At 70.2% G+C, this 25,110-nt stretch carries 22 protein-coding genes and 2 pseudogenes; 12 read left to right on the plus strand and 12 right to left on the minus strand.

What is annotated here, in order from left to right:
• Positions 1–67 precede the first annotated feature (67 nt).
• The 5 genes and pseudogenes from ABH926_RS44965 to ABH926_RS44985 form a co-directional block, all read right to left on the minus strand.
• Complete coding sequence (locus ABH926_RS44965; protein ID WP_370373082.1) at positions 68–2,590, minus strand: GH32 C-terminal domain-containing protein; 2,523 nt, start codon at positions 2,588–2,590, stop codon at positions 68–70.
• A 20-nt stretch (positions 2,591–2,610) separates the two neighbouring features.
• Positions 2,611–3,618, minus strand: a complete 1,008-nt coding sequence (locus ABH926_RS44970) for a carbohydrate kinase (protein ID WP_370373084.1) — start codon at positions 3,616–3,618, stop codon at positions 2,611–2,613.
• Positions 3,619–3,743: 125 nt separating this feature from the next.
• Positions 3,744–4,496: pseudogene (locus tag ABH926_RS44975) on the minus strand (ATP-binding cassette domain-containing protein); the annotation flags it as partial.
• Positions 4,497–4,579: 83 nt separating this feature from the next.
• On the minus strand, positions 4,580–5,614 hold the full coding sequence (locus tag ABH926_RS44980) for an ABC transporter permease (RefSeq protein WP_370373086.1): 1,035 nt from the start codon (positions 5,612–5,614) through the stop codon (positions 4,580–4,582).
• 8 nt (positions 5,615–5,622) lie between these two features.
• Positions 5,623–6,648 (minus strand): substrate-binding domain-containing protein, encoded by a 1,026-nt coding sequence (locus tag ABH926_RS44985; RefSeq protein ID WP_370373088.1) that lies wholly within the window; start codon positions 6,646–6,648, stop codon positions 5,623–5,625.
• 301 nt (positions 6,649–6,949) lie between these two features.
• Between ABH926_RS44985 and ABH926_RS44990 the strand changes: the two genes are divergently transcribed.
• From ABH926_RS44990 to ABH926_RS45015, 6 genes are all read left to right on the plus strand, one after another.
• Entirely contained in the window at positions 6,950–8,008 is a 1,059-nt protein-coding gene (locus tag ABH926_RS44990; RefSeq protein WP_370373090.1) for a LacI family DNA-binding transcriptional regulator, read from the plus strand.
• Positions 8,005–8,469, plus strand: coding sequence for an AAA family ATPase (locus ABH926_RS44995; protein WP_370373092.1), 465 nt, complete (start codon positions 8,005–8,007; stop codon positions 8,467–8,469). Before ABH926_RS44990 ends, ABH926_RS44995 begins: the two co-directional genes overlap by 4 nt.
• 106 nt (positions 8,470–8,575) lie before the next feature.
• Positions 8,576–11,014, plus strand: coding sequence for a penicillin acylase family protein (locus tag ABH926_RS45000; RefSeq protein ID WP_370373094.1), 2,439 nt, complete (start codon positions 8,576–8,578; stop codon positions 11,012–11,014).
• Between the two features lie 170 nt (positions 11,015–11,184).
• Entirely contained in the window at positions 11,185–11,715 is a 531-nt protein-coding gene (locus tag ABH926_RS45005) for a hypothetical protein (RefSeq protein ID WP_370373096.1), read from the plus strand.
• Between the two features lie 168 nt (positions 11,716–11,883).
• Positions 11,884–12,438 (plus strand): hypothetical protein, encoded by a 555-nt coding sequence (locus ABH926_RS45010; RefSeq protein WP_370373097.1) that lies wholly within the window; start codon positions 11,884–11,886, stop codon positions 12,436–12,438.
• A gap of 58 nt (positions 12,439–12,496) precedes the next feature.
• The gene (locus ABH926_RS45015; RefSeq protein WP_370373099.1) at positions 12,497–12,982 is read left to right on the plus strand and encodes a hypothetical protein; all 486 of its coding nucleotides are present in this window, start codon (positions 12,497–12,499) and stop codon (positions 12,980–12,982) included.
• A gap of 32 nt (positions 12,983–13,014) precedes the next feature.
• Here ABH926_RS45015 and ABH926_RS45020 read toward each other — a convergent pair whose 3' ends face one another.
• Together ABH926_RS45020 and ABH926_RS45025 are read right to left on the minus strand one after the other, a co-directional pair.
• Positions 13,015–13,713 (minus strand): anti-sigma factor, encoded by a 699-nt coding sequence (locus tag ABH926_RS45020; protein WP_370373101.1) that lies wholly within the window; start codon positions 13,711–13,713, stop codon positions 13,015–13,017.
• Between the two features lie 351 nt (positions 13,714–14,064).
• Entirely contained in the window at positions 14,065–14,223 is a 159-nt protein-coding gene (locus ABH926_RS45025; protein WP_370373103.1) for a hypothetical protein, read from the minus strand.
• A gap of 177 nt (positions 14,224–14,400) precedes the next feature.
• On the opposite strand from ABH926_RS45025, the gene ABH926_RS45030 reads away from it, so the two are divergent.
• Positions 14,401–14,733: a hypothetical protein gene (locus ABH926_RS45030; protein WP_370373105.1), complete on the plus strand. Its 333-nt coding sequence runs from the start codon at positions 14,401–14,403 to the stop codon at positions 14,731–14,733.
• Positions 14,734–14,796: 63 nt separating this feature from the next.
• On the opposite strand, the gene ABH926_RS45035 is transcribed toward ABH926_RS45030, so the two are convergent.
• Both ABH926_RS45035 and ABH926_RS45040 read right to left on the minus strand, forming a co-directional pair.
• A complete protein-coding gene (locus ABH926_RS45035; protein ID WP_370373107.1) occupies positions 14,797–15,399 on the minus strand; it encodes a hypothetical protein in 603 nt (200 codons plus the stop codon).
• Positions 15,396–16,328 (minus strand): NAD-dependent epimerase/dehydratase family protein, encoded by a 933-nt coding sequence (locus tag ABH926_RS45040; RefSeq protein ID WP_370373109.1) that lies wholly within the window; start codon positions 16,326–16,328, stop codon positions 15,396–15,398. The genes ABH926_RS45035 and ABH926_RS45040 overlap by 4 nt, the downstream gene beginning before the upstream one ends.
• 142 nt (positions 16,329–16,470) lie before the next feature.
• Between ABH926_RS45040 and ABH926_RS45045 the strand changes: the two genes are divergently transcribed.
• Both ABH926_RS45045 and ABH926_RS45050 read left to right on the plus strand, forming a co-directional pair.
• Positions 16,471–17,214, plus strand: coding sequence for a TetR/AcrR family transcriptional regulator (locus ABH926_RS45045; protein WP_370373112.1), 744 nt, complete (start codon positions 16,471–16,473; stop codon positions 17,212–17,214).
• A gap of 10 nt (positions 17,215–17,224) precedes the next feature.
• On the plus strand, positions 17,225–17,881 hold the full coding sequence (locus ABH926_RS45050; RefSeq protein ID WP_370373114.1) for a hypothetical protein: 657 nt from the start codon (positions 17,225–17,227) through the stop codon (positions 17,879–17,881).
• Positions 17,882–18,117: 236 nt separating this feature from the next.
• Here ABH926_RS45050 and ABH926_RS45055 read toward each other — a convergent pair whose 3' ends face one another.
• Positions 18,118–19,305 (minus strand): acetyl-CoA C-acyltransferase, encoded by a 1,188-nt coding sequence (locus tag ABH926_RS45055; protein ID WP_370373116.1) that lies wholly within the window; start codon positions 19,303–19,305, stop codon positions 18,118–18,120.
• 91 nt (positions 19,306–19,396) lie between these two features.
• Between ABH926_RS45055 and ABH926_RS45060 the strand changes: the two genes are divergently transcribed.
• The 3 genes and pseudogenes from ABH926_RS45060 (at position 19,397) to ABH926_RS45070 (ending at position 20,360) form a co-directional block, all read left to right on the plus strand.
• Complete coding sequence (locus tag ABH926_RS45060) at positions 19,397–19,888, plus strand: winged helix-turn-helix transcriptional regulator (protein ID WP_370373118.1); 492 nt, start codon at positions 19,397–19,399, stop codon at positions 19,886–19,888.
• 21 nt (positions 19,889–19,909) lie between these two features.
• Positions 19,910–20,113: pseudogene (locus ABH926_RS45065) on the plus strand (PaaI family thioesterase); the annotation flags it as partial.
• Positions 20,114–20,165: 52 nt separating this feature from the next.
• Positions 20,166–20,360 (plus strand): hypothetical protein, encoded by a 195-nt coding sequence (locus ABH926_RS45070; protein WP_370373120.1) that lies wholly within the window; start codon positions 20,166–20,168, stop codon positions 20,358–20,360.
• A gap of 27 nt (positions 20,361–20,387) precedes the next feature.
• Here ABH926_RS45070 and ABH926_RS45075 read toward each other — a convergent pair whose 3' ends face one another.
• Together ABH926_RS45075 and ABH926_RS45080 are read right to left on the minus strand one after the other, a co-directional pair.
• Complete coding sequence (locus ABH926_RS45075) at positions 20,388–22,040, minus strand: glycoside hydrolase family 13 protein (RefSeq protein WP_370373122.1); 1,653 nt, start codon at positions 22,038–22,040, stop codon at positions 20,388–20,390.
• Between the two features lie 117 nt (positions 22,041–22,157).
• A complete protein-coding gene (locus ABH926_RS45080) occupies positions 22,158–25,097 on the minus strand; it encodes a CBM35 domain-containing protein (protein ID WP_370373124.1) in 2,940 nt (979 codons plus the stop codon).
• Between the last annotated feature and the right edge of the window lie 13 nt (positions 25,098–25,110).

The following is a 25,110-nucleotide window of genomic DNA, read 5'->3' on the forward strand; positions in this document are numbered from 1 at the left end:
CGGACGCGCGCCTGATCGGGGATAAGAGGTGACATCACTGAACACGGGTTAATTCGGGTGCTGCTATTCAGGGCCAGATGGAAGCCAGCTTCCAGACGTGCAGGCCCGCGACGGTGGCGCGGCCGCCCTCGGCGAACACGTCCAGACCGGTGCTCGCCGGATCCGGGAAGATCTGCGTGGTCAAGACCCGGGTGCCGTCGGCGGTGTAGACCTCGACCGAGGAGGCGTCCACCAGGATGTGCAAGGCCAGCGCGCCGCCGGTCAACGCCACCGGCGCCGACTCCACCGACGGGAACGACGGATCGAACCCGACGTCGCCGGAGGCAGTGCGGTCCACGAACAGCCGGCCGCTGCCCGCGTCGTAGCCGATGCGGGTGCGCTGGCCGCCGGCTCCGGTGCGGACGTCCAGGCCCACCTGGCGCGCGCCGTGCGGGTTGAGGCTGACCTGCGCCTCGAACTCCGGGCCCGCGTTGGCGGGGACGGGGACGGCAACGGGGACCGTCGTGGAGTCGAGCTGGATCGCCGACGTCGAGTACTGCGATCGCCGCAGCGAGTTCAGCGAGATCGGCTGCTGGGTCAGCTGGACCGTGCCGTCCACGGTGGTCAGACTGAGCCGGCGCGGCAGGCTGTCGGCGCTGCGCCACGGCGAGGTCGGGATGTTCTGGCCGTACTGCCAGTTGTTCATCCAGCCCACCATGATGCGGCTGCCGTCCGGGGTGTCGTTGAAGGTGCTGCTGGCGTAGAAGTCCGGTCCGTAGTCGATCCAGTGCGCGCGCTGGATCACCGACAACGCCGGGGCGGAGGCGGCCATGAAGTCATCGGCGAGGATATGACCCCAGCCGCCGGTGGCGTGGTCGACGATCTGGATCCGCGCCTGCTTGCCGACCAGGTCGTGCAGGTCCCAGGAGGCCCAGTCGAGGTTCTCGCTGTCCGAGCCGGTCGCCGAGCGCACCACCTGGCCGTCGACGACCAGGTTCACCGAGGTCTGGTCGTCCTTCGGCTCGGCCTTCTGGTCGGAGAACACGATGTCGCCGACCATCAGGTGGCCCCAGCCGCCGGTGGCGGAGTCCACGGCCTGGATCTGCGCCTGCTGCCCGGCGTAGGCGCTGACGTCCCAGTTTGTCCAGTCGAGCTCGCCGCTGTTCGTACCGGTGGCGCTGGCCACGACCTTGCCGCCGATCAGCAGGTTGACGGCGGTCGGCGCGGCGGCACCCCAGGGATGATCACCGCCGCCGACCTGCAGCCCGATGTAGTGCGAGGAGATCGTGAACGCCGGGGAGGTGACGGTCCCGGTGCCGCCGTCCCCGGCCGGGGAGAACGTGTCCAGGACACGCGGCGTGAGCTGGTTCGGCAGCTGCTCGGCCAGCGGCCCGGAGCCGGCGAAGGAGCCGGTGGCGCTCCAGCCCTCGTCGGCATAGGTGGTGCCGGCCGACCAGTCCTGGAACAGGGTTCCCGGCGGCGGCGTGCCGTCCCCGGCGCCCGCGACGTAGGGATGATCACCTCCGCCGACCAGGAAGTTGAGATAGAGCTTGGTGACGGTGAACGTCGGCGAGTCCAGCTCGCCGGTCGAGGGGTCGCCGCCGTTGTAGGAGTTCGCCAAGCCGGGCGGGGTGAAGCCGGTGACCTGCTGCTGGTCCGGCAGGGTTCCGGCCGCGGGCGCGGAGCCGAAGGCCGTGCCGGTCGCGGTCCAGGTCCCGTAGCCCGCCGCCGAGTCGAAGTCCTGGAGGGTGTCGCCGGCCGGCGGGGTGTAGGGCGGGTCGCCGCTGGTGAAGGTGGCGCCGTTGAAGTCGCCGACGAAGTACTGCACGCCGGATCCGCCGGCGACGGCGCCGGGGTTGGTGCCGACGACCAGCACCCACTTGGTGCGCGCCGGGTCCCCGTCCACCGGCAGCGGGAACAGGTCCGGGCACTCCCACGCGCCGCCGACCGCCCCGGCCGGGCCGAAGTCCGACAGGTGGGTCCAGGACTTCAGGTCCTTGGACGTGTAGAAGGACACCTTGTGCTGGTCGGACAGCGCGACCGTCATCAGCCAGGAGTGCGTGGGCTGATACCAGAAGACCTTCGGGTCGCGGAAGTTCTGCGACCCCAGGTCCAAAACCGGGTTGCCGCTGTACCTGGTCCAGGTGGTGCCGCCGTCGAGGCTGTAGGCCAGCGACTGCGCCTGCTTGCCGGTCGCCTTGTACGCGCTGGTGTAGATCGCGACCAGCGGCGGGTTCGCGGCGGTGCCCAGGCCCGAGGAGTCGGTCCGGTCGAACACCACGCTGCCGGAGAAGACCATCTCGTCGGCGTCCTGCGGGATGGCCAGCGGGAGCTGCTTCCAGTGGACGAGGTCGGTGCTCACGGCGTGGCCCCAAGACATGTTGCCCCAGGTGGCGCCGCTCGGGTTGTACTGGAAGAACAGGTGGTACTGGCCCTTGTAGTAGATCAGGCCATTGGGGTCGTTCATCCAGTTCTGCTGCGGGGAGAAGTGGAACTGCGGGCGGTAGATCTCGTGGTACAGGGCGTCGGCCGAGGCCGGCGGGCCGGCGACTGAGGCCGCGGTGAACAACGCGGCGACGGCGAACAGTACTTTGAGCCGGGTTCGGGACATGGTGGTACCTCCTTAGCTGTTCAGCGGAGGACGGCCGGGGCTTCGAGGTCGGCCGGGGCTTCGAGGTCGGCCCGGGTCGGAGGGTCCGAGCCGCGACGGCCGCACGTCATGGCGGCGGCCCGAGCAGCGTCGGTGAGGACCGTGGTGAGGGCGTCGACGCCGATGGCTCGCAGGTCGGCGCGGGCCGGGGCGCCGAGCAGGCGCCGGTCGTGCAGGCCGGCGAGGAGGGCGCTCATATAGGCGTCGCCGGCTCCGACGGTGTCGACGACCTCGACCGGGAACGCCGGGACCTCGATGATCCCGGCCGCGCAGGCCGCCACGGCTCCGGCCGCGCCCTGGGTGACCACCGCGAGGGCGGTGCCGGTGGCGACCAGGTGCTGGGCGAAGGCCGCCGGCGGGATGGCCGGGGACAGCCACCCGAGGTCGGCGTCGCTGAGCTTGACCACGTCGGCCAACTCGATCAATGTGTTGATGCGATGGCGCGCGTCGGGGATCGCGGCCATGTGGTCGGGGCGGATGTTCGGGTCGTAGGTGATGGTGGCGGTGGGGCGGACTCGGCGAACCAGGGCGGCGATCTCGTGCGCGCCGGGTGGCAGGACCGCCGCCAGCGACCCGATGTGCAGGGCCGCGAGCGAGTCCGGGTCGAGCTGCTGGAGTTCGGCCTCGGTCCACTGCCAGTCGGCGGTGCCGTGGATCCGCAGATCGTAGTGCGGGCCGCGGGACACCAGCGCCACCGACGACGGCTCGGCCGCCGCCACCACGCCGCGCATGTCGACGCCCGCGTCGGCCAGACGGCGGCGCAGGATCCGGCCCGGCGGGTCGCCGGAGATGCGCGCCGCCATGCGGGTCGGGATGCCGAGCCGGGCCAGGCCGACCGCGACGTTGGCCGGCGAGCCGCCGGGGACCGCTTGATAACAGTCGTGGACATCGACCGGGATCAGGTCGATCAGCGCCTCGCCGACCACCGCGACGGCGGCGGTGCCAACATCGGTATCGGTATCGGCGAAGGCGCCCTGTGCTTGAACCATCAGCCGGCCGCCAGGTTGTCGGCCGCCGGCTTGTCGGCGGTCTGCTTGTCAGCCGTCGGCTTGTCGGCGGTCGGCTTGTCGGCGGTCGGCTTGTCGGCGGTCAGCTTGTCGGCGGTCAGCTTGTCGGCCGCCAGATTTCCGGGCGCGGCGCCGGTCATGATCGCGACCGCCTCCGACATCTCGATCTCGCCGGGCCGGACCACCGCCACCCGCCGGCCCAGGCGCTGGACGTGGACCCGGTCCGCGACGTCGAACACCGCCGGCATGTCGTGGCTGATCAGGACCACCGGCAGGCCGCGCTCGCGGACCCGGCGGATCAGGTCCAGGACCATGCCGGTCTCCTTGACGCCGAGCGCCGCGGTCGGCTCGTCCATGATCACCACGTGCCGGGCGAAGGCCGCGCTGCGCGCCACCGCGACGCCCTGCCGCTGCCCGCCGGACAGCGTCTCCACGCTCTGCTTCATCGAGCGGATGCCGATCTTCAGCTCGGCCATGTGCCCGGCGGCCTCGTTCTGCATCCGGTCCCGGTCGAGCATCCGGAACACCGAGCCGAGCACGCCCTTGCGCCGCCGCTCGCGGCCCAGGAACAGGTTCGAGGCGATGTCCAGCGCCGGGGCGACGGCCAGGTCCTGATACACGGTCTCGATGCCGGCGCGGCGCGCGTCGGCGGGGCCGTGGAAGCGGACCTGCCTGCCGTCGAGCCGCAGCTCGCCGGAGTCCGGGCTGAGCGCGCCGGACAGGGCCTTGATGAGGCTGGACTTGCCGGCGCCGTTGTCGCCGATCACCGCCAGGATCTCCCCGGGCAGCAGGTCGAAGTCGCAGCCGTCCAGGGCGGTGACGTGCCCGTAGCGCTTCACCAGGCCGCGGGCCTGGAGCACCGGTTGCTCGCCGGCCGTCGCGGCCCGCGCGTTCTCGGTGGTCGGGCTGGATTGACTGGACTGCGATTGACTAAACCGTGCCGTCACTTGCGCCTCCTGCGGGCGAGTTGGTCCACCGCCACGGCCGCGATGACCAGGATGCCGGTGATGAGGATCTGGTAGACCGAGTCGACCCCGGTGAGCTGCAGGCCGTTGCGGATCACGCCGACCAGCAGCGCGCCGTACAGGGCGCCGACGATCGAGCCGCGCCCGCCGAACAGGCTGATGCCGCCCAGGACCACCGCGGTGATCGAGTCCAGGTTCTCGGTCTGGCCGGCCTGCGGGTCGCCGACGCCGGTGCGGGCCACCAGCAGCAGCGCCGCGATCCCGTACAGCGCGCCGGCGATCGTGTAGACCGTGATCAGCTGACGCCGGACATCGACGCCGGCCAGCCGCACCGCGTCCGGGTTGTCGCCGACCGCGTACAGGTGGCGCCCGGCGGCGGTGTGCCGCAGGACGTACCAGGCCAGCGCGAACAGCACCAGCATCAGCACCGAGCCGTAGGTGACGCGGGTCTGCCCGAGCGGGAAGGTGTCGCCGAGCTTGGTCAGCACGGTCGGCAGCCCGGTGACGGTCTGTTCCTTGGACGTGATGTGGGTCAGCGCCATCGCGATGTTCAGCGTGCCGAGCGTGACGATGAACGGCGGCAGCTTGGCCAGCGTCACCAGCGAGCCGTTGACCGCTCCGAACAGCGCGCAGACCCCGATGCCCGCGGCGATCGCCAGCCAGACGGGAAGCCCGCCGGCCACCGCGAGCCGGGTCATGACGATGGAGCCGAACGCCATGACGGCGCCGTTGGACAGGTCGATCCCGGCGGTGAGGATGATCGCGGACTGGCCGACGGCCAGGGTGCCGACCACCATCACCTGCTGCAGGATCAGGGACATGTTGCCGCCGGTCAGGAACCGGCCGGAGGCGAAGGAGAAGTACAGACAGGCCAGCAGCAGCGCGCCCAGCGGCCCGAGGGTCGGGATCCGCAGCAGGGTGGCCAGGCGGCTGGGGGCCGCCTCCGGTGGGGAGGCAGCGGCACGCTCAGTGGTCGGCGCGCTCACGGTACTCACGGTGCTCGTGGCGTTCATCAGGCGGCTCACGATCCCCAGCAGTTGGACTGGCCGTAGGACGCGTCCTTGGAGTCGACGCCGGCCGCCGGGGTGGCGGCGATCAGGCTCACGCCGGTGTCGGTGTAGCCGCTGGGCTTCTTACCGGTCTTGGCGAAGTCCCTGACCGCGTCCACCCCGAGCGTGGCCATCTTCAGCGGGTACTGCTGCGAGTCGGCGGCGAACTGGCCCTGGGTCAGGGCGCTGACGCCGGTGCAGGAGCCGTCGATGGTCACGATGGTCACCGCCTTGTCCTTGCCGGCGGCCTTGAGCGCCTGGTAGGCGCCCATCGCGGCGGGCTCGTTGATCGCGTAGACGAGGTTGATGTCAGGGGCCTTCTGCAGGCAGTTCTCCATCGCGGTCTGCCCCTTGGCCTGGTCGCCGCCGGTGTCCGCCTCGCAGGCGATCGCGGGGTCGCCCTCGGCGATGCCGAAGCCGGACAGGAAGCCGTCGTGCCGCTGGACGCCGACGTCCACGCCGGGCGTCAGGTCGAGCATCGCGATCTTCGCGGCCTTGCCGGCCATCCTCACCTTGGCGAACTGGCCGATGAGCTTGCCCGCGGTGAGGTTGTTCGTGGCGAACAGCGCGTCGGCGGAGTTCTGCGGGTCCGGCGGCGTGTCCAGGGCGATCACGACGATGCCCTGCTGGCGGGCCCGGTCCAGAGTCGGGGCGATCGCCTTGGGGTCGCTCGGGGTGATCAGGATGCCTTTGACGCCCGCGGCGATCATGTTCTCCACCGCGGTGACCTGGCCGGAGTTGTCGCCGTCATAGGCCCCGGCGGCCGTGAGCAGCTTGACGCCGTCCTTGGCGGCCTCGGCCTGCGCGCCCTTCTTCATGGTGACGAAGTAGGGGTTGGTCTCGGTCTTGGTGATCAGGCCGACGGTGATCGAGCCGGAGCCGCCGGAACCGCCGGAACCGGACGAGCCACCGGAGCCGCCGGAGCCGCACGCGGTCAGCGTGGCGGCCAGGACGAGCGCGGCTATCGCCGGGGATGCGAATCTCGATGACATGGACATGGGGGTCCCTTTCGGGTCGGTTTCGGGTCGGTCTCGGACAGCCGGTGCGGAGCGAGGGCGCGACGGCATGGCCGGCTGTGTGGGTGGGCCGACCTGCGCGTTCAGCGATGCCACTAGCGGGGAAACGTTTCCATAGGGTTGCTGGAAACGTTTCCTTGGAAACGTTTCCTGGTACCGTAGGGCCGATGTGACGCGCTGTCCAGAGGTAGGCGAGAATCGGTGTCGATCGTGACTGTTCCGTTTCCGACACCGCCGTGGGGCGAGGCAGGGGGCACCGTGGCGCAGGGCCGTCGGGGGTGTTGTGGTTAGGCAGGCCGGGGCCGGGCGCGGCGTCACCATGCGCGACGTCGCCGATCGCGCCGGCGTGGGCCTGGCCACCGTCTCGCGGGTGGTCAACGGCGCCTCGGGGGTGGCGCCGGAGCTGGCGGAGAAGGTCCGCGCCGCGGCCCGCGACCTGGGCTACCGCCACGACGCCACGGCCAGCAGCCTGCGCCGCGCCGACCGCCGCACCGACACCGTCGCGCTGGTCCTGGAAGACGTCGCGAACCCCTTCTCCTCGGCCCTGCAACGCGCGATCACCGACGCCGCCGCCGAACGCGGCGTCCTGGTGCTGTCCGGCAGCAGCGACGAGAACCCGAGCCGCGAGCGGGACCTGGTGGAGACGTTCACCGCACGCCGCGCCGACGGCCTGATCGTGGTCCCCACCGGCCAGGCCGACGACGCCTTGCGCGCCGCGCAGAGCTTCGGCACCCCGCTGGTCGCGGTGGACCGCATGGTCGACCTGGACGGCGTGGACACCGTCACCGTCGACAACCGCGAGGGCACCGCGGCGGCGGCCGCACGCCTGCGCGAAGCCGGCCACCGCCGGGTCGCCTACTTCGGCGACCAGGCGACGATCTGGACCGCCGGGGAGCGCCTGGCAGGGTTCTCCGACGTCTTCCCGGCCGCGACCGCCGCCGACACCCCGGGCGCCCCGGGCAGCCCGATCCGCCTGGGCCTGAGCAGCGTCGAGGCCGCCGAACGGGCCGCGCACGAGGCACTGGCCAGCCCCGAACCGCCGACCGCGTTCGTGTCGGGTCAGAACCTGATCACCATCGGCATCCGCCGGGCCCTGCAGGAAGCAGGGCTCGAACACCGGATCGCGCTGGTCGGCTTCGACGACTTCCCGCTGGCCGACCTGCTGACCCCCGGGGTGTCGGTCATCGCGCAGGACCCCGCGCAGCTGGGGATCGAAGCGGCGCGCCTGCTGTTCGCGCGACTGGACGGACACGAGGGACCGGCGCGGCACACGGTGGTGCCGACGCGCTACATCGCACGCGGGTCCGGGGAGATCCCGGCGCCGGCGAATCCCGCCCCATGAAACGTGTGCTGGTGACCGGCATGTCCGGCGTCGGCAAGTCCGCATTGCTGGAGGAACTGGCATCGCGGGGCTATGCGACCGTGGACACGGACTACGGCGACTTCCACGAGGTGGTCGACGGCGAGCGGCTGTGGCGGCACGAACGGATCGAAGCCGTGCTCGCCGCCGCTTCCGTCGGCGAGTCAGGCGTGCTGTTCGTGCAGGGGACGGTCCGCAACCAGAGCTCGTACTACTCGCGGTTCGATCACATCGTGTTGCTCAGCGCCCCGGCAGAGGTGCTGGTCGAGCGGCTTTCGACCCGGACGACGAACACCTACGGCAAGGATCCGGCAGAACTCGCCGAGACCCTTGAGTACGTGCAGACCGTTGAGCCGCTACTGCGTAGGTCGGCAACATTGGAGGTGGTGACGACCGTTCCGGTAGCCGAGGTCGCCGACATCGTTCTGGAGCATGTGGGCTGACCGCGCAAACGTACATCAGCGCACTAATCCCCAGGGCGGATGATCCGCCCCGGCTTACACCGACGGGCGGATGTCATAGCTCTGATATAGGCATACCGTGCCGACTATGACCAGTAGCCCTTTGCGGACCAAACGAATGGCGGCCGTGCTGGCCGCCGTGGCCATCGTCGCGGGAACCCTGGCGTCAGCCCCGGCATCCGCGTCGGCCGCCAGTCCCCCGGCCGCGACGACCACTCTGGCCGCCTTGTCCGCCGACGGCGCCCACTTCGCAGTCGACATCCGTCGGACCGAATACGGCATCCCGCACATCCTCGCCGGCGACTACCCCAGTCTCGGCTACGGGTACGGCTACGCGTTCGCCCAGGACAACATCTGCGTGATGGCCGATCGGATGCTGACGGTGAGCGGTGAGCGATCCCGGTTCCTCGGGCCGACCGCGACCGTGGACGATCCGCTCGCCGGCCCGACCACCAACCTCGACAGTGACCTCTACTACCAGAGCGTGCGGCAGGCGGGCCTCGTACAACGCCTGCTGGCGCAGCCGGCGCCGCTCGGCCCGACGGCGCAGATGCGCCAACTGGTCGACGGCTATGTCGCCGGCTACAACCGATATCTGCGGGACACCGGTGTGGCGCATCTGCCTGACGCCACCTGCCGCGGCCAGGCATGGGTGCGCCCGATCACCGCGCTGGATCTCTGGGACAACATCCTCGACGTGGACAGGATCGCCGGAAGCGCACAGTTCAAGGCCCCGATCGCCGAGGCGGTTCCGCCGACCGCCGGGGCGACGGCGGCCCACACCTCTCCGGCGCTCTCGACCGCCCTTTCCAGCACGCTGGAAGCCAAGAACAAAAGTCTGGGCAGCAACGGCTGGGCCCTCGGCAAGGACGCCACCGCCGGCCACGACGGGATGCTTCTCGCCAACCCGCACTATCCATGGGCCGGCTACGCCCGCTTCTATCAGATCCAGCTGACGATCCCCGGCGTGATCGACGTGACCGGTGCCAGCCTGTACGGCTCGCCGGTGGTGGAGATCGGGCATACCAGGGGATTGGCCTGGACCCACATAGTGTCGACGGCGAACCGCTTCACCCTCTACCAACTGGCCCTGGCCCCAGGCGATCCGACCAGCTACCTGGTCGACGGCAAGGCCATACCGATGACGCGGCAAAACGTATCCGTAACCGTGCGCGGCACTGATGGGAAGCTTTCAACCGTCGTTCGCACTCTCTACAGCACGAAGTACGGGCCCGTACTCGCCGCCAGCTGGACGACATCGAGCGCCTTCGCCCTCGACGACGCCAACGCCGACAACCTCCGCTCCATGAACGAGTGGCTGGCGATGGACACCTCGCAGAACCTCGACCAGCTCCACCGGGCGCAGGACACATATCAGGCCATTCCGTTCGTGAACACCATCGCGGTCGACACCGCGGGCACCGCCTCCTACAGCGACGCCGGCGTGGTCCCGAACGTCAGCGACGCCGAAGCGACACGCTGTATCGACACACCGGCAGGCCGCCAGGCCTACCCCGAGACCTTCATCCTGGACGGCTCGACCACGGCCTGCGCCTGGGGCACCGACCCCGATGCCATCACACCCGGCATCTTCGGGCCGTCCCACTATCCCCACTTGCCCCGCGGCGACTTCGTCGCCAACTCCAACAACAGCGCCTGGCTCACCAACCCGGCAGCGCCGATCACCGGCTACAGCGCCATCTACGGCAACGTCGCCACCGCACGGTCCCTGCGGACCCGGCTCGGACTGACCATGATCGGCCAGCGGCTGGCCGGCACCGACGGCCTGGGGGCTCCGGGGTTCACCCTGGGCGATCTGCAGACCGTCGAGCTCAACGACCGCGACCTCAGCGGCGAGATGGCCCGCGACGCGGTCGTCGCGATGTGCCGGGCGAACCCCGTCCTGACAGCCGACGACGGCACCCGCGTCGACGTCGGCGCCGCGTGCTCCGCGCTGGCGTCCTGGGACGGCCGGGGCGACGCCGGGAGCCACGGCGAGGTGCTGTGGCGGGCGCTATTCAGCCGACTCGGCGGGAGCTCCGGCCAGCCGTCGTGGTGGCGGGTGCCCTTCGACCCGGCCCACCCGGTCACCACCCCCGGCGGGTTCACCGCCGACGACCCGAACGTGCGGCATTCACTGGCCGACGTGGTGCAGCGGTTCACGGCCACGCACACCCCGGTGGACGCCGCGCCCGGCGAGGTCCAGGAATGGGACGGCGTCCCGCTCAACGGCTGCTCCGACGACGAGGGCTGCTTCGACGTTGTCTCGTCGTCCCCCACCGCGGGCCAGAACTCCTCGGTCGCCGACGGCGCCTTCGGATCCAGCTTCATCATGACCGTCGAGCTGACACCTTCCGGCCCGCACACCCGGACCATCCTCACCTACTCCGAATCATCGAACCCTTCTTCACCGCACTACACAGACCAGACTGTGCTCTTCTCGCACAAGCAGTGGGTCACAGAGCGGTTCTCCGAGGCCGAGATCTACGCCGACCCGCAGTTGCGGAGCACGATTCTGGCCGGCTGACATGACCACGGCGTGACCTCGGTGCGAGGGCCGGACCGGATCCCGGGTCGGCCCTCGCCTGCCGTTGTCGGTCCTGATTGAACCTCACACACCCAGATAGACGTTTTGTGCGAAAGGACCGATTATTGCCAATGCGGGCCGCCCAGGCCTGTGCGCCGGAGGTGCTCTCCATGTTCCGTTCAGTTCTCGCCGGTGGCGGACTTGCTGCCGCGGCCGTCCTGCTCGCTGCCTGCGGCGGCTCGTCGAGTCCGGCGTCGTCGCAGCCCGCGCCCTCGACGTCGTCCACATCACCCACATCGCCCACATCGCCCTCTTCGTCGTCGACCGGCACCGCACCCCCTGCGGCCGGCGCCGCCGTGTCCCTGGGCTCCACGTCGCTGGGCATGGTCCTGGTGAACGAGCAGGGCTTCACCCTGTATCTGTTCCAGGCCGACACGCCCACCATGTCGGCGTGCTCCGGCGCGTGCGCCGCGGTGTGGCCGCCGGCTACCGCCACCGGAACGCCGGTCGCCGGCCCCGGGCTCACCCCCTCGCTGCTGACCACCCTGACCCGTAGCGACGGCTCCAAGCAACTGGTGTACAACGGCCATCCGCTCTACACCTACGCCGGCGACAACGCAGCCGGCCAGACCGCCGGCGAGGGCAACACTTCCTTCGGCGCCGGATGGTTCGCGGTGAACGCCGGCGGCAACAAGGTCTGAGCGCACCGAGCGCTCCGGCGGCTCGATGCGCGAGCCGTGGTCGCGTGCGAGAGCCAGGTGAACCCTCCGGAGTCTTCTGACGTTTTGTGAAGCAGGACCCGTTTTGCGGGCCGATGGATTGACCGCATCGCATCAGGCGATGTGGTGTTCCCGCGGAAGAAGTTCGTCATGAACCGTCTCATCGCCATCGCAGCCGGTGCGGGCGCCGTCGCGGCGCTGGCCGTCGGGTGCGGAAGCTCCAGCAGTTCCAGCAGCAAGCCGGCGAGCACGCCGTCGTCCTCCAGCAGCGCCCCCGCTGCCTCGGCCGCCGTGCACACCGCGAACTCCAAGTACGGCCAGATCCTTGTCGACGGCTCGGGCCGCACCCTTTACATGCTGACGGCAGACAAGGGGCCGACGTCCACCTGCTACAACACGTGCGCGAGCATCTGGCCCCCGGAGACCACAACCGGCATGCCCGCCAACAGCGGGGTCACGGCCTCCCTGGTCAGCACCACCGCCAGAACCGACAACACCATGCAGGTCACCTACAACGGCCACCCCCTGTACACCTTCAGCCACGACGCCAAGGCCGGCGACGTGAACGGTGAGGGCATCGCGACCTTCGGCGGCACCTGGTACGTCGTCGGTACCAACGGCAACGCCATCACCGCTGTCCCGTCGACTACACCGTCGACGCCCGCGCCGAGTACGTCAGGAGGCGGAGGCGGCTACAACTACTGACATGCGACACAGCTCACCACCGCGACAGCCCGCCGCACGCCTCGCAGCGTCGGCGGCTGTGGTGCTGCTGGCGTCAGCATGCGCGGCGCAGCATTCCGCCGCGCCGTCGTCGACATCCACGCCGCCGAACTGCGCGGCTCCCAGCGGCAGGCCCGCATCTGACGGCAGCGCTGCCGCGCGCTATCTCGCGATCGCCAATGCGGGGAACCAGCGGCTGGAGACCGACTTCGACCACCTGAACGGCCCCGACCAGGGAAATCTGTCCGCCGCACAGGCCGATCTGCGCGATGCCGCCGCGACCGAGCATCTGTTCGATCGCTGCCTGCGGGCCATCGAGTTCCCGCCACCGACGCAGACCGCCGCCAAGTCGCTGTTCGCGGTCAATGAGGCGCGCGCCGACCTGACGGCCACGGCGGCCCACGCCACCTCGGTGGCGCGCCTGGCGGAGTATGAGAAGCAGCTGACAGCCGCCAACGTCCCGGTGGAGCGCGCCGTCACCACGATCCGGCAGCAACTCGGCCTGCCACCGCCCCCGACAAGCTGACCCCCTGACCCGCCTGACCCGCGGCGGAAGCGTCAGCCGGCCGGGACCGGGATTGTCAGGTTGATCCCCGGTGCGACGGCGACGTCGAAGTGATCGATCGAGGAAGCCGGTATGGCGACCGCGCCGGGGACGGTCACGGTGCCGCCGTGCGGGCCGGAGGACCAGGTGGAGGCGACTTCGACGCGCCCGTCCTTGCCGACCGCGGTCAGCGTGCAGGTGTAGTCGGCCGGGACGTTGCTCATCGTCACCTGCATCGAGGTGCCCCAGGCTTCGGGGTGGTACCGGATCGAGGCGGAGATGCCGTACAGACCGGTGGTCGCGACGGCGCGAGTAGCCGACGGTGTGCCCGAATGGTTGTCGCCCAGGAGGAAACCGCCGATGCCGGCAACGCTCGCCAGCAACGCCCCGGCTGCTGCCAGGCCGAGTCGGCGGCGGCGGCGGGGACTCCGGCCCCGGCCCACGCCGCGGGCTGCCGGACCGGGCGCGGCAACGGGCTCCGGCCCCGCGGCCAGCGCTGCCTCCGCCCCAGCCATGTCGAGCATCGTGCGCACCTCGAGCAGCTCGTCGTACTCCTGCTGACACTCGACGCAGTCCTGCAGGTGGATGCGGACCCGCTGCGAGTCGGCCTCGTCCAGGGCGCCGAGCACGTACGCACCGAGCCAGATCCGCAGACCGTCCTGTTCGCGGCATTCTTGGCGCCGCTTGCCGCTCTCCCCGTTGATCGCGTTCATGGCGTGATCCCGCGCTGCTCATAGGCCAGCGTCAGGGCACGCAGGGCGTGGTAGGTGCGGGACTTGACCATCCTGGCAGGAACGCCGAGTGTGGCCATCGCCTCATCCACCTCCCAACCAAGCTGAAACAGCGGACCGAACGGGCCTCGTGAAGCAACTGGAACTGCTCGGGGCAAAGCGACAGTGGGGGCCCGTCGGTGGTCGTCGCCACTGCGCTGGCAACGCCGTCCACACTATGGACACGGCCAGTGGCGGTCTTCGGTTCGATTGTTTGTTTCCCGCCACGGCCGTCGACTCGAGCCGGAACGCGATCCACGCAGCCGATGGTCACCTGGATGCTGTGGTCGAGGTCTACTGGGGACCCCGGCCCCGCAGACGCCAGGCCCACGCAAGCAGGCCCAGACCGACCAGGACCACCACGGCCCCCAGCCCGGTGTACTGGGAATGACCGGTCATCATCGACCCGTGCATCCGGCCGGAGCCCTGGGCGATCCACACGCCCCCGATCACGATCAACACGGTGCCGACAGCGCCACGAATCCACATCATGAGCTCCGATCACGAGGGCGAAGAACCCTGCTTTCGGTGACACGGAGAAGGCTGACGCCGGGTTCACACTCCGGCAAGGCCCGAGGACGCGCCCGGCGCAACTCGAACTTCCGGCCTCAGGGGCCCGCCACCATCGACATGCTCGTCCAAGAGCCCGTCACCGTCGACGGCAGCGGCCAGATCGTCAGCGGCGGCGCCACCGGCAAGATCGAAGGCGTGAAGATCAACCTCAACGGCTCGACGGACTTCTCCATCACGGTCCCGTCCAACATGGATCCCGGCACCTTCACCCCCGGGGGCCAGATCGTCGTCTGCACCACCATGAAGGACCCGAAGGGCAACACCATCGCCAGCGACACCGTCATCCGGCGCATGGAGGGCGGCACGGACCCGTTCGGGTTCGACATCTCAATGCTTCAGGCGTTCAACGACGGTGGTATGGCGTTCAACCTCGCCGAGATGGACGGCTAGAAGACTAGCGGCCGGCCAGGCGACAGCAGCGCCGCGGTCCACCGTTCAGCCCAGGTAGAAGCTTCAGGCGGGGCCCTCGGCGGCACAGTGCCGGGGGTTCCCGCCGAGGCGAGCGGCATGGCCGGCGTGGGCTGACCAGCCGGTCGTCGCGATGATGTCGCGGGCGATGTCGACGGCGGAGCGTCCGTCGGTGGGGATGCGGTGGACCCCGGCGGGTGCGGCGGTCTCCAGGTGGACGGCCATCTTCGCGCCGCGGGTGATGTGGGCGTCGAGTTGGCTGCCGATTTCGCGCCCGCCGAGCCGCGCTCGGGCAGTGTCGTCGTCGGCGGTGAGCAGGACGGCGATGATGCGTGCGGTCCCGCCCATGGCCCGGGTGATCAGGTCGGGTTCGAGGATGGAGACGGTGTTGGTGTAGATCAGCCTTCGACATCCGAAGGCTGAGTAGTTACGCCACATCGCGGCGAGGTTGTCCTCGGTGATCCGGGAGCGGTGTGGGTCTTCGGGCGGTGCGGGGAAGATCTGGTCCAGGTTGTCCCCTTCGACCAGGGCGTGCGCGATCTGCGCGGCTTGGAGTCGCGCCGAGACCTCCCAACCGGCGGTGGTCTTGCCGACTCCGGCCCGCCCTCCGATCAAGAGTGCTTCCGGTGGTTCGCCATCGAGCCTCATCGCGCAACCGTAACCCTCGGCGCCGCGATCATTTCCTTCAGCCCGACCTCGATCGGGGTCGGCTCGATGCCGAAGTGCCTGGCTGCGGCCGTGGAGTCCATGATGAACGGCTTGCGGAACTGGTACTGGGTCTCGCGCATCTCCCGGACGATCGGGTCGCCGAGGCCGGCGAGCCAGAGCAGCGTGCGGGGCAGCGCGGACAGCCGCGGCGAGGGTGCGCCGCTGAGCCGGGCGGCCAGGGTGGCCAGGTCGCGGAGGGAGGCCGGTTCCGGGCTGGGGGTGTGCCAGGCGCGGCCCCAGGCGTGTTCGTCGCCTGCGACGGCGACCAGCATGCGGGCCACGTCGCCGGCGTAGGTCCAGGTGTGCGGGGCGTCCGGGTCGGCGGGGGCGGCCGCGCGCTTGCCGGCCAGGACCTTCGGCATGACGCCGACGCTGAACAGGGTCTGGGTGCCGGCGCCGAGGTAGTCCGAGGAGCGGATCTCGGCGGTGCGCAGGTCGCCGGCTTCGTGGGCGGCCAGGGCTTCTTCCCACATCCGGGCCCGGACACCGGCTTTGGTTCCGGCCGGCCGCAGCGGATGCTGCTCGGTCATGGGGCCGGTCGGCGGACCGTAGACGTAGAGGTTGCCGGTGGTGATCAGTACGGCCCCGCTGGTGCGGGCGGCGTGCAGGAAGGCGGCGGCCAGCGGCGGCCAGTCGATCGGCCAGCGGTTGTAGGGCGGGTTGGCGCAGTTGTAGAGGGCGGTCGCGCCGGCACACGCCTCGGCGAGCGCCGCGGCGTCCGAGGCGTCGGCGGCGATGCGCTCGACGCCGGGACGGTCCGGGCCGGTGCCGCGGCGGGTGATGACGCGGACGCGGTCGCCACGATCGGCGAGGAGGGTGGCGGTGGCCGTGCCGACGGGGCCGGCACCGACTATGACGTGGACGGACATGGCGGGCTCCTGGGTTGGCGTGCACATCGTTCTCGTGAGAGAACGGTGTTCTCGCTTCCACTATCACCCTCGGTCGCACGCGCTGTCAAGAACGGTGTTCTCTGACCGGTCTGGCGTTCTCTGTTGTGCGAGAATGGGCGTCATGACGGTGCCATCACTGCGTGCCCGGGTCCGGGCCGAGACGGTCGAGCAGATCCGGGAGATCGCCAAGCGGCATCTGGCCGCCGAGGGCGCGAACCTGTCGCTGCGGGCCGTGGCCAGGGACGCGGGCCTGGTCCCGTCGGCGCTGTACCGGTACTTCCCCAGCCGCGACGCACTGCTGACCGCGCTGATCACCGACGCGTACACGACTCTGGCCGCCGACGCGAAGACCGCCGAGGCCGAGGTCCCCCGCGCCGACCTGCCGGGACGGCTGCTGGCGCTGGCCGACGGCGTGCGGACGTGGGCGCTGGCGAACCCGGCCGAGTACGCGCTGATCTACGGCAGCCCGGTACCCGGGTACGCGGCGCCGCCGGAGACCACCGGCCCGGCCTCCGAGATCGTGGTGACGATCGTCGGGATCCTGATCGACGCCGCCGTGCGGGGCCTGCGCCCCGCGCTGCCGCCCCGGCCGCTGCCGGAGGCCACGGCCGCGGAGCTGCGCGCGCTGATCGACCGGGGGCCGGCGCCGGTGCCGAAGCTGGCGGCCGACACCACGCCCGAGGCGGTGATCGCGATGGCGTTCACGCTGTGGACGCAGCTGTTCGGCCTGGTGTCCTTCGAGGTCTTCGGGCGGCTGGACGGCATGATCGACGCCCGCGAGGTGTACTTCGGGCATCAGGTGCGGGTGATGGCCGACCTGGCCGGGCTCGAAAAGCGCTCGAGCACCGCCGCCGCGCGAGAGTAAGTTCCCTGAGATGAGTGAACCGCGGGAGAGCGAACCGCCGCCCGAAGGCCGCACCGACCTGTCCCCCGCCGACATCGAAGCCCTCGACGACCGCTGGGCCCGCGCCTGGTCCCCGGCCGAGATCGCCCGGCGCCTGACCGGCGTCGAGGTGCCCTGGTACGTCGCGGCGGGCTGGGCCCTGGACCTGTTCCGCGGCCGGCAGACCCGGCGGCACGGGGATCTGGAGATCGCGGTCCCGGCGGCGGAGTTCGACCAGATCAGCGGCCTGTTCCCCGGCTACGTCTTCGAAGGCGTCGGTCAGGACTGCCTGTGGCCGGATCCCACACCCGAGGTGCTGGCCGCCACGCACCAGACGTGGCTTCGCGACCCGGCCAGCGGCGACTACGTCGTCGACGTGTTCCGTGAGCCCCATGAGGGCTCGACCTGGATCTGCCGGCACGATCGGACGATCCGGCTGCCGTATGCGGAGGTCATCTGCCACACGTCGGACGGCATTCCCTATTTGACGCCTGAGCTTGTGCTGTTGTTCAAGGCCAAGCACGCGCGACCGAAGGACCAAGCCGACTTCGACAGCGTGCTGCCCGAGCTGAGCCCGGCGCAGCGCGCGCGGCTGGCCGAGCTCATCGGTCACACGTACCCGGACCACGCCTGGCTGGCGCGGCTATAGCCGCTCGGCCAGCGCCTCGGCGGCGTCGGCGACCAGCTGGTCGTGGTCCAGCGCGCGCATCAGCACCAGGCCCGCCTCACGTTCCTCGGCGCTGTAGCCGAGGTCGGTGCGGCGGCGTCATCGCTTGCCCCGTCATCGTGCTCGTTGATCACCGGATGAAGTCGCCGATCATCATAACGGTCCTGATTCAGGCGGCTTCCGGCGACTTCAGGCGGCGCGGCCCGCGAGCCGGGCCCTCAGAGCGCTTCGACGATCGTGGCGTTCGCCAGTCCCCCGGCCTCGCACATCGTCTGCAGCCCGTACACCACGCCGCGCCGCCGCATCTCGTGCACCAGCGTCGTCATGATCCGCGCGCCGCTGGCGCCCAGCGGGTGGCCCAGCGCGATGGCGCCGCCGTTGACGTTGACCTTCGCCAGGTCGGCGCCGGTCTCGGCCTGCCAGGCCAGCACCACCGGGGCGAAGGCCTCGTTGACCTCCATCAGGCCGACCTCGGAGAGCTTCAGCCCGGCGCGGCGGAGCACCTTCTCGCTGGCCGGGATGATGCCGGTGAGCATCATGATCGGGTCGTCGCCGACCACCGCGAAGCTGTGCAGCCGGGCCAGCGGCGTCAGGCCGAGGCGCTGCGCGGTCTCGGCGCCGGCGATGAGCAGGGCGGCGGCGCCGTCGTTGATCGGGCTGGAGTTGCCGGCGGTCACCGACCAGTCGATCTGCGGGAAGCGCGCGGCGTAGTTCGGGTCCTCGAAGGCGGTGCGCAGTCCGGCCAGGACTTCGGGGGTGGTCGTGGGACGGACCGACTCGTCCATCGTGACCAGTCCGGCCCCGGTCGGGACCGGGACGATCTCCTCGGCGAAGCGGCCGGCGGCGTGCGCGGCCGCCGCGCGCCGGTGCGACTCGGCGGAGAACTCGTCGAGCTGCCGGCGGCTCAGGCCCCACTTGGCCGCGATCAGCTCCGCGCTGATCCCCTGCGGGACCAGCCCTTCGGGGTAGCGCGCCGCGACGCCGGGGCCGAAGGGGTCCTGGCCGGCCGCGTTGGACCACATCGGCACCCGGCTCATCGACTCCACGCCACAGGCCACCACCAGGTCGTAGGCGCCGGCGACGACCCCCTGCGCGGCGAAGCTGACCGCCTGCTGCGAGGACCCGCACTGCCGGTCGACCGTCACCGCGGGCACCGACTCCGGCAGCCCGGCGGCCAGCCAGGCGTTGCGGGTGGTGTTCATCGCCTGCTCGCCGACCTGGTCGACGCAGCCCCCGATGACGTCCTCGACCAGCGCCGGGTCCACCCCGGTGCGCTCGACCAGCGCCCGCAGCGTGTGCGCGAGCAGGTCCACCGGGTGCACGCCGGACAGTGCGCCGCCGGGCTTGCCCTTGCCGATCGGCGTGCGCACCGCACCCACGATCACCGCGTCCCGTGCCGTAGCCATCAGCGCTCCCCTTCCATCTGGCTCTTGTTGACCATAGTCAGGAGCTTAGACTCTGACTATGGCCAGCTCAAGCCAAGGTAAGGTAGGTCACATGGTGATGCAGTTGGAACCCGTCCTGGCCGACCGCGACAGCTGGAAGGCCGAGCGGTGCTCCATCGACAAGGCCATCAGCGCCGTCGGCACCCGCTCGGCGATCCTCCTGCTGCGCGAGGCGTACTACGGCACGAAGCGCTTCGACGACTTCGCGCGCCGGGTCGGCGTGACCGAGGCGGTCGCGGCGGCGCGGCTGAAGGAGCTGACCGCGCTCGGAGTGCTGGCCAAGCAGCCCTATCGCGAGCCCGGACAGCGGACCCGGTACGAGTACGTGCTCACCGACATGGGACGCGACCTGCTGCCGGTGGTCCTGGGGCTGATGCAGTGGGGCGACAAGTACCTGCAGCAGGACGACGGGCCGCTGAAGGTGGTCGACACGCAGACCGGCTCGCCGGTGCGGGTGCGGATGCAGAACGACGATGGGGAGGATGTGGGGCTGGACGATATGCGCCTGGCCGTGCGGCGCGATGCGGGTCCCGCATCTGAGTGAGATGAGTACCCTGCTGGCCGCGAGTCGTTCACCAGCATCGACATCCGCGCCACGTTCCTGCGGCCGGTGTGGCGCGGCACGCTGACCGCCCGCGCGCGGCCGTCGCATTCCGGCCGCACCATCACGCACTACGTGTGCGACGTGCTGCGCGAGGACGGCAAGGCGGTCGCGAGCGTCACCAGCACCATGATGACGCTGCGCGGGGAGGGCGCCGCCGGGCGCTGACTCGTGGGTCCTCGACGAGGCCGGCGACGCCCACGGCTCGTGCAAGCTCGAGATGATCATGCAGGAGCGCGGCGAGACCGAACTCGGCGAACTGCTGCACCACCGCGGCGATATCGATGGCGCGCGCACACCATTCCAGACAGCCGCTGACCGGGCGGATGCCAAGACCGCCGCGAGGGCCCAGCGCGCGTTGCGGAAGCTGGACCGGACGCCCTTGTGGTCGCGTCTGCGCAAACCGTCCCGGTAGTGCCATAACCCGGTTCCGAGACAGGCTTCAGGAATCGGCGCCCAGCCACACGGCAGCGTTCGGAGCAAGCACGCCGCCGCCGGCCGTGTCGTCACTGCTCGCCAGCAGCCGATACCCGCCGGGCAACGCGATCGGGACGTCGGAGAAGTTCACCATGCAGGTGAAGGCATCCGAGCGCGAGAACGCCAGGACGTCCGCGCCGGCATCGATCCAGGTCACGGCGGCTGGCAGCTGCGAGATCAGCTTCCGGCGCAGCGCCAACGCGTCCCGGTACAGATTCAGCGTCGACGCGGAGTCCTCACTCTGCGCCGCGACCGTGCTCTGCTTCCAGCGGGCCGGCTGCGGCAGCCAGGGTTCGGCCTGCGGGTGCGCGCCGGAGAAGCCGAACGGCGGCGCGTCGCCGGACCACGGCAGGGGGACCCGGCAGCCGTCGCGTCCGCGGTCGGTGTGGCCGGAGCGCTCCCAGGTGGGGTCCTGGATGCGGTCCACGGGGATGTCCACGACCTCGGCCAGGCCGAGTTCGTCCCCCTGATAGACGTAGACGCCGCCCGGCAACGCCAGGCTCAGCAGTGCCGCCGCCCGCGCGCGGCGGGTGCCGAGGGCGAGGTCCGACGGGTCGTCGTGGCGCTTGTGGCCCATGTCGAAGCTGGTGTCCTCGCGTCCGTAGCGCGTGACGTGCCGGATCGTGTCGTGGTTGGACAGCACCCAGGTCGGCGGCGCCCCGACGCTCGCGTGGGAGGCGAGCGTGTAGTCGATGACGTCCCGGATCGCCGCGGGTTCCCACGCGCTGCACAGGAACTCGAAGTTGAAGGCCGAGTGCAGCTCGTCGGGCCGCAGGTAGCGCGTGTACTGCTCGGGGGTCGGCAGCCAGATCTCGCCGACCATCACACGTTCGCCGGCGTAGGAGTCGGTGACCCGGCGCCACGCGCGGTACACGTCGTGCACTTCCGGCCGGTCCTGATACGGGAGATCGTCGGGGATCGGGACCGGACCGACGTCCGGAAGCCCGTGCTTCTTCATCAGCCCGTGGGCGACATCGATCCGGAAGCCGTCGACACCGCGGTCGAGCCAGAACCGCAGGATCTCCTCGAAGGCAGCGAGCGTCCCGGGGTCCTCCCAGTTCAGGTCCGGCTGCTCCGGAGTGAACATGTGCAGATACCACGGGCCCGGGCTGCCGTCGGACTCGGTGATGCGCGTCCACGCCGGACCGCCGAAGTACGCCTGCCAGTCGTTCGGCGGGAGATCGCCGCCCTCGCCCCTGCCCTCGACGAACCAGAAGCGGCCGCGTTCCGGCGATCCGGCACCGGCCGCCAGCGCCGCCTGGAACCAGGGATGCCGGTCGGAGCAGTGGTTGGGGACGATGTCCACGATGATCCGCAACCCGTGCTCGTGCACCGCCTCGATCAGCGCCTCGGCCCCGCCCAGGTCCCCGAAGACCGGGTCGATGTCGCAGTAGTCGGCGACGTCGTACCCGGCGTCGGCCATCGGCGAGACATACCAGGGCGTGAGCCACAGCGCGTCCACCCCGAGATCACGCAGGTACGGCAGTCTGGAGCGGATCCCGGCGAGGTCCCCGATCCCGTCGCCGTTCGCGTCGGCGAAGCTGCGGACGTAGATCTGGTAGATCGACGCGGTGCGCCACCAGGCGGTCGTCGAGGGGCCGGTGGTGGTTTCAGGCATGGGGGTTCCCGTCTGTGTGGTTCACAAGCTTCGTATGTCGTGCCGGTGCAGGTGCCGGCGCCGGCCCGGTGCCGCGAAGCGAAGCGACACCGGGCCGGACGAGTACTGCGATGCGGACTACCAGCCGCTGTCCCCCGGTCCCCGAGTGATGGAGTAGTTGCCGGGGTTGTTCAGACCGCCGGAGGCCGCGCCGGTGACAGTCACGTAGTTCGCCGTCATCCCGCCGCCGGTCAGGTTCCTGATATCGATGCCGTACGTCCCGGCGCCGCTGATCGCCAGATGGTCGAGCGTGAGGTTGGCGATCTGCTTGCCGTCGCCCATCAGCACGGCCTCGTACGTGGCGTTCGTGATCGTGTTGTTCGAGACCGTCACCGGCTGCGTGATGTCAGACTGGCTCGCGTAGATCCACAGCGCGCCGATGCTCGAACCGGCGTTGTATTCATAGGAGCCGGTACGCGTCAGCGCGTTGCCGGACACCGTGGTGGGACCGCTGAACCCGGCGCCGAAGCGGGTGCTGATGGTGATCCCGGAGCCGAAGGCGACCGTGTCGGAGACCTGGTTGCCGATCACCGCGTTGCCGCTTCCGCCGTAGACCCCGATGCCGTTGGCCTGGATCGGGCTCTCGACGGTGTTGTCGACCAGCGAGCAGTTGACAACGTTGCCGCCTTCGGTGTCCAGCGCGAGGTTGTCGTCACCGGTGTTGCGCACCTGTGACTGGTCGATCCGGGTCCCGCTGCTCCCACCGTGGACGTGGACGCCGTCGGCGAAGACGTCGCGGACGCGCAGCCCGGAGGCGTAGAGCCCGACCGCGGGAACCGCCCACAGCCCGACCTTCGTGTGCTCCATCCAGACGTCGAACAGCAGCGAGCCCTGAGCGAACGTCCCCTCGATCGCGGCCGCGCCGGAGTCGTTGTTCCGCGAGGTCTGGTCGCCGGAGATGGTCAGGTCGGCGATCTGGTTCACGCCGCCGGTGGTGTACAGACCGCCCATGCCGTTCTCGGCCGTGGACTGGATCGTCGTGTACCACTCGCCGGCGCCGCGCACCGGGACCCCGTTGATGCTGATCCGGCCGGAGATGTCGTAGGTCCCGGACGGGAAGTACAGGCCCGTGCCGGTCCCGGCCAGCGCGCTCAGCGCGTTGTTGATCGCGGAGGTGTCGTCGGCGCCGTTGTTCGGCGTGACGCCGTAGTTCGTGATCGGGACGAAGTTCGCCGGCATCGCGAAGGCCGCGTCCACCTGCTCGGTGTCGATGACGTCGAAGGTGTAGGAGGCGGCTGTGTCGGCGGCGTCCTTCTGCAGCTTCAGCACCGTTCCGGCCGGCCAGTTGCCGATCAGGGCCCTGGTCTCGTCGTAGAAGTGGTGCGCGGCGCCGCTGCTCGGGGAATGCGTGTCGTAGTAGCCGCCGCCGTAGAGCCAGGAGTACTTGGTGGTGAGGGTGAGGTCCTGGACCTTGTTCCCGTTGGCGTAAAGCGCGATCGGGGCGCTGGCCGCGGAGCCGTCGGAGTTGTCGGGGATCGAGTAGCGGACCACGATCGAGTTGGCCGGCTGGGTCAGCGTGACCTGCATGTACTGCCCGGTGGCCGTCAGCTGCACCGCGCGGCGGCCGGTCGATTCGGCCTGGATGCTCGGATAGGTGGTGCTGGCCGGCAGGACCGCGCCGGTGGTCTGCGTCTGCGGACTCGTCGCGGTGTACTCGGTGTACGGGAGCGTCGCGCCGACGGCGGCCAGCGCGGTGCCGTTGGCGACCGTGACGTCGTCGATCGCGACGTTGCCGCTGTCACCGCTGTCGTGCTGAAGGCCGATGAGGTTCTCACCGGAGCGCAGGGCGATGTTCTGCGCGGAGGTCAGCCATCCACTGCCGGCGGGCAGCGAGAGCTGGCGGCTCTTCAGACCGTTGATGTAGAGCGAGAGCGTCTGCGCCGAACCGCTCGTGTTCGCGTAGCGAAGCGTCACGGCGTCGGTGCCGGCGGTCGGGACCTCGGCGTCGATGACCGTCTCGGCACCCTGGCCGGTGAAACCGGTGAGATAGCCGGTCCCGGTGTAGCCGCTGATCGACGTCGCGACGGTCGGGCCGCCGGCGGTGAAGGCGGTCTCGGCCTCGTACGTCGCACCGGAGGGCGGCGGCGGGCTGGAGCTCGGGGAGGTCGACGGCGTGCTGCTCGGCGTGCTGGTCGGAGCGGTGATCGGGGCGACGACGATGTTGTCGAGGTTGACGTTGCCCAGGTCGGAGGAGTCGAACTTGTAGGCGACCGTGTTGCTGCCCGCGTTCAGGCTGATGGTCTCGGTCTCGGTTCCCCACGTGTCCCAGTTCGCGGTGGCCGGGAGCAGGATCTGCTTGAGCTTGGCGCCGTTGACGTACAACGACAGCGACATCTGCGCACCAGTGCCGTTGGCATAGCGCAGCGTCGTCGTCGTGGATCCGGCAGCGGATTCCGGAACGGTGAACGCGGTGTTCGCAGAACCCTTGTTCGTGTCGGTGTACCCGCCGACGAAGCCGGTGCCGGTGTAGTTCGCGTGGTCGCTGGCGACGACCGCGCCGCCGGACAACGCCGCGTTCTCGGCCTCGAACTGGCCGGCCGGAGGCGGCGCCGGCGGGGTGACGGTGATGTTGTCGAGGTTGACGTTGCCCAGGTCGGAGGAGTCGAACTTGTAGGCGATGGTGTCGGTTCCGGCGTTCAGCGCGACGGTCTCGGTCTCGGTGGTCCAGGTGTCCCAGTTCGCCGTGGCCGGCAGTTGGATCTGCTTGAGCTTGGCCCCGTTGATGTACAACGACAGCGACATCTGCGAGCCGGTTCCGTTGGCGTAGCGGAGCGCGACGGTCTCGTTCCCGGCCGCGGAGGCGCTGACGGTGAAGGTCGTGTTCGCAGAACCCTTATTCGTATCGGTGTATCCACCGACAAAGCCAGTGCCGGTGTAGTTCGCATGGTCGCTAGCAACAACGGCGCCGCCGGATAGCGCGGCGTTCTCGGCTTCGTACGTCGTACCGGCGGCCGACGCCGAGTGCGCCATGGACCAGACGGCGACGGTGGCGAAGGTGACCGCTCCCGCGGTCGACACCGCCAGGGCCCTT

This window comes from Catenulispora sp. GP43, assembly GCF_041260665.1.
GTDB lineage: Bacteria > Actinomycetota > Actinomycetes > Streptomycetales > Catenulisporaceae > Catenulispora.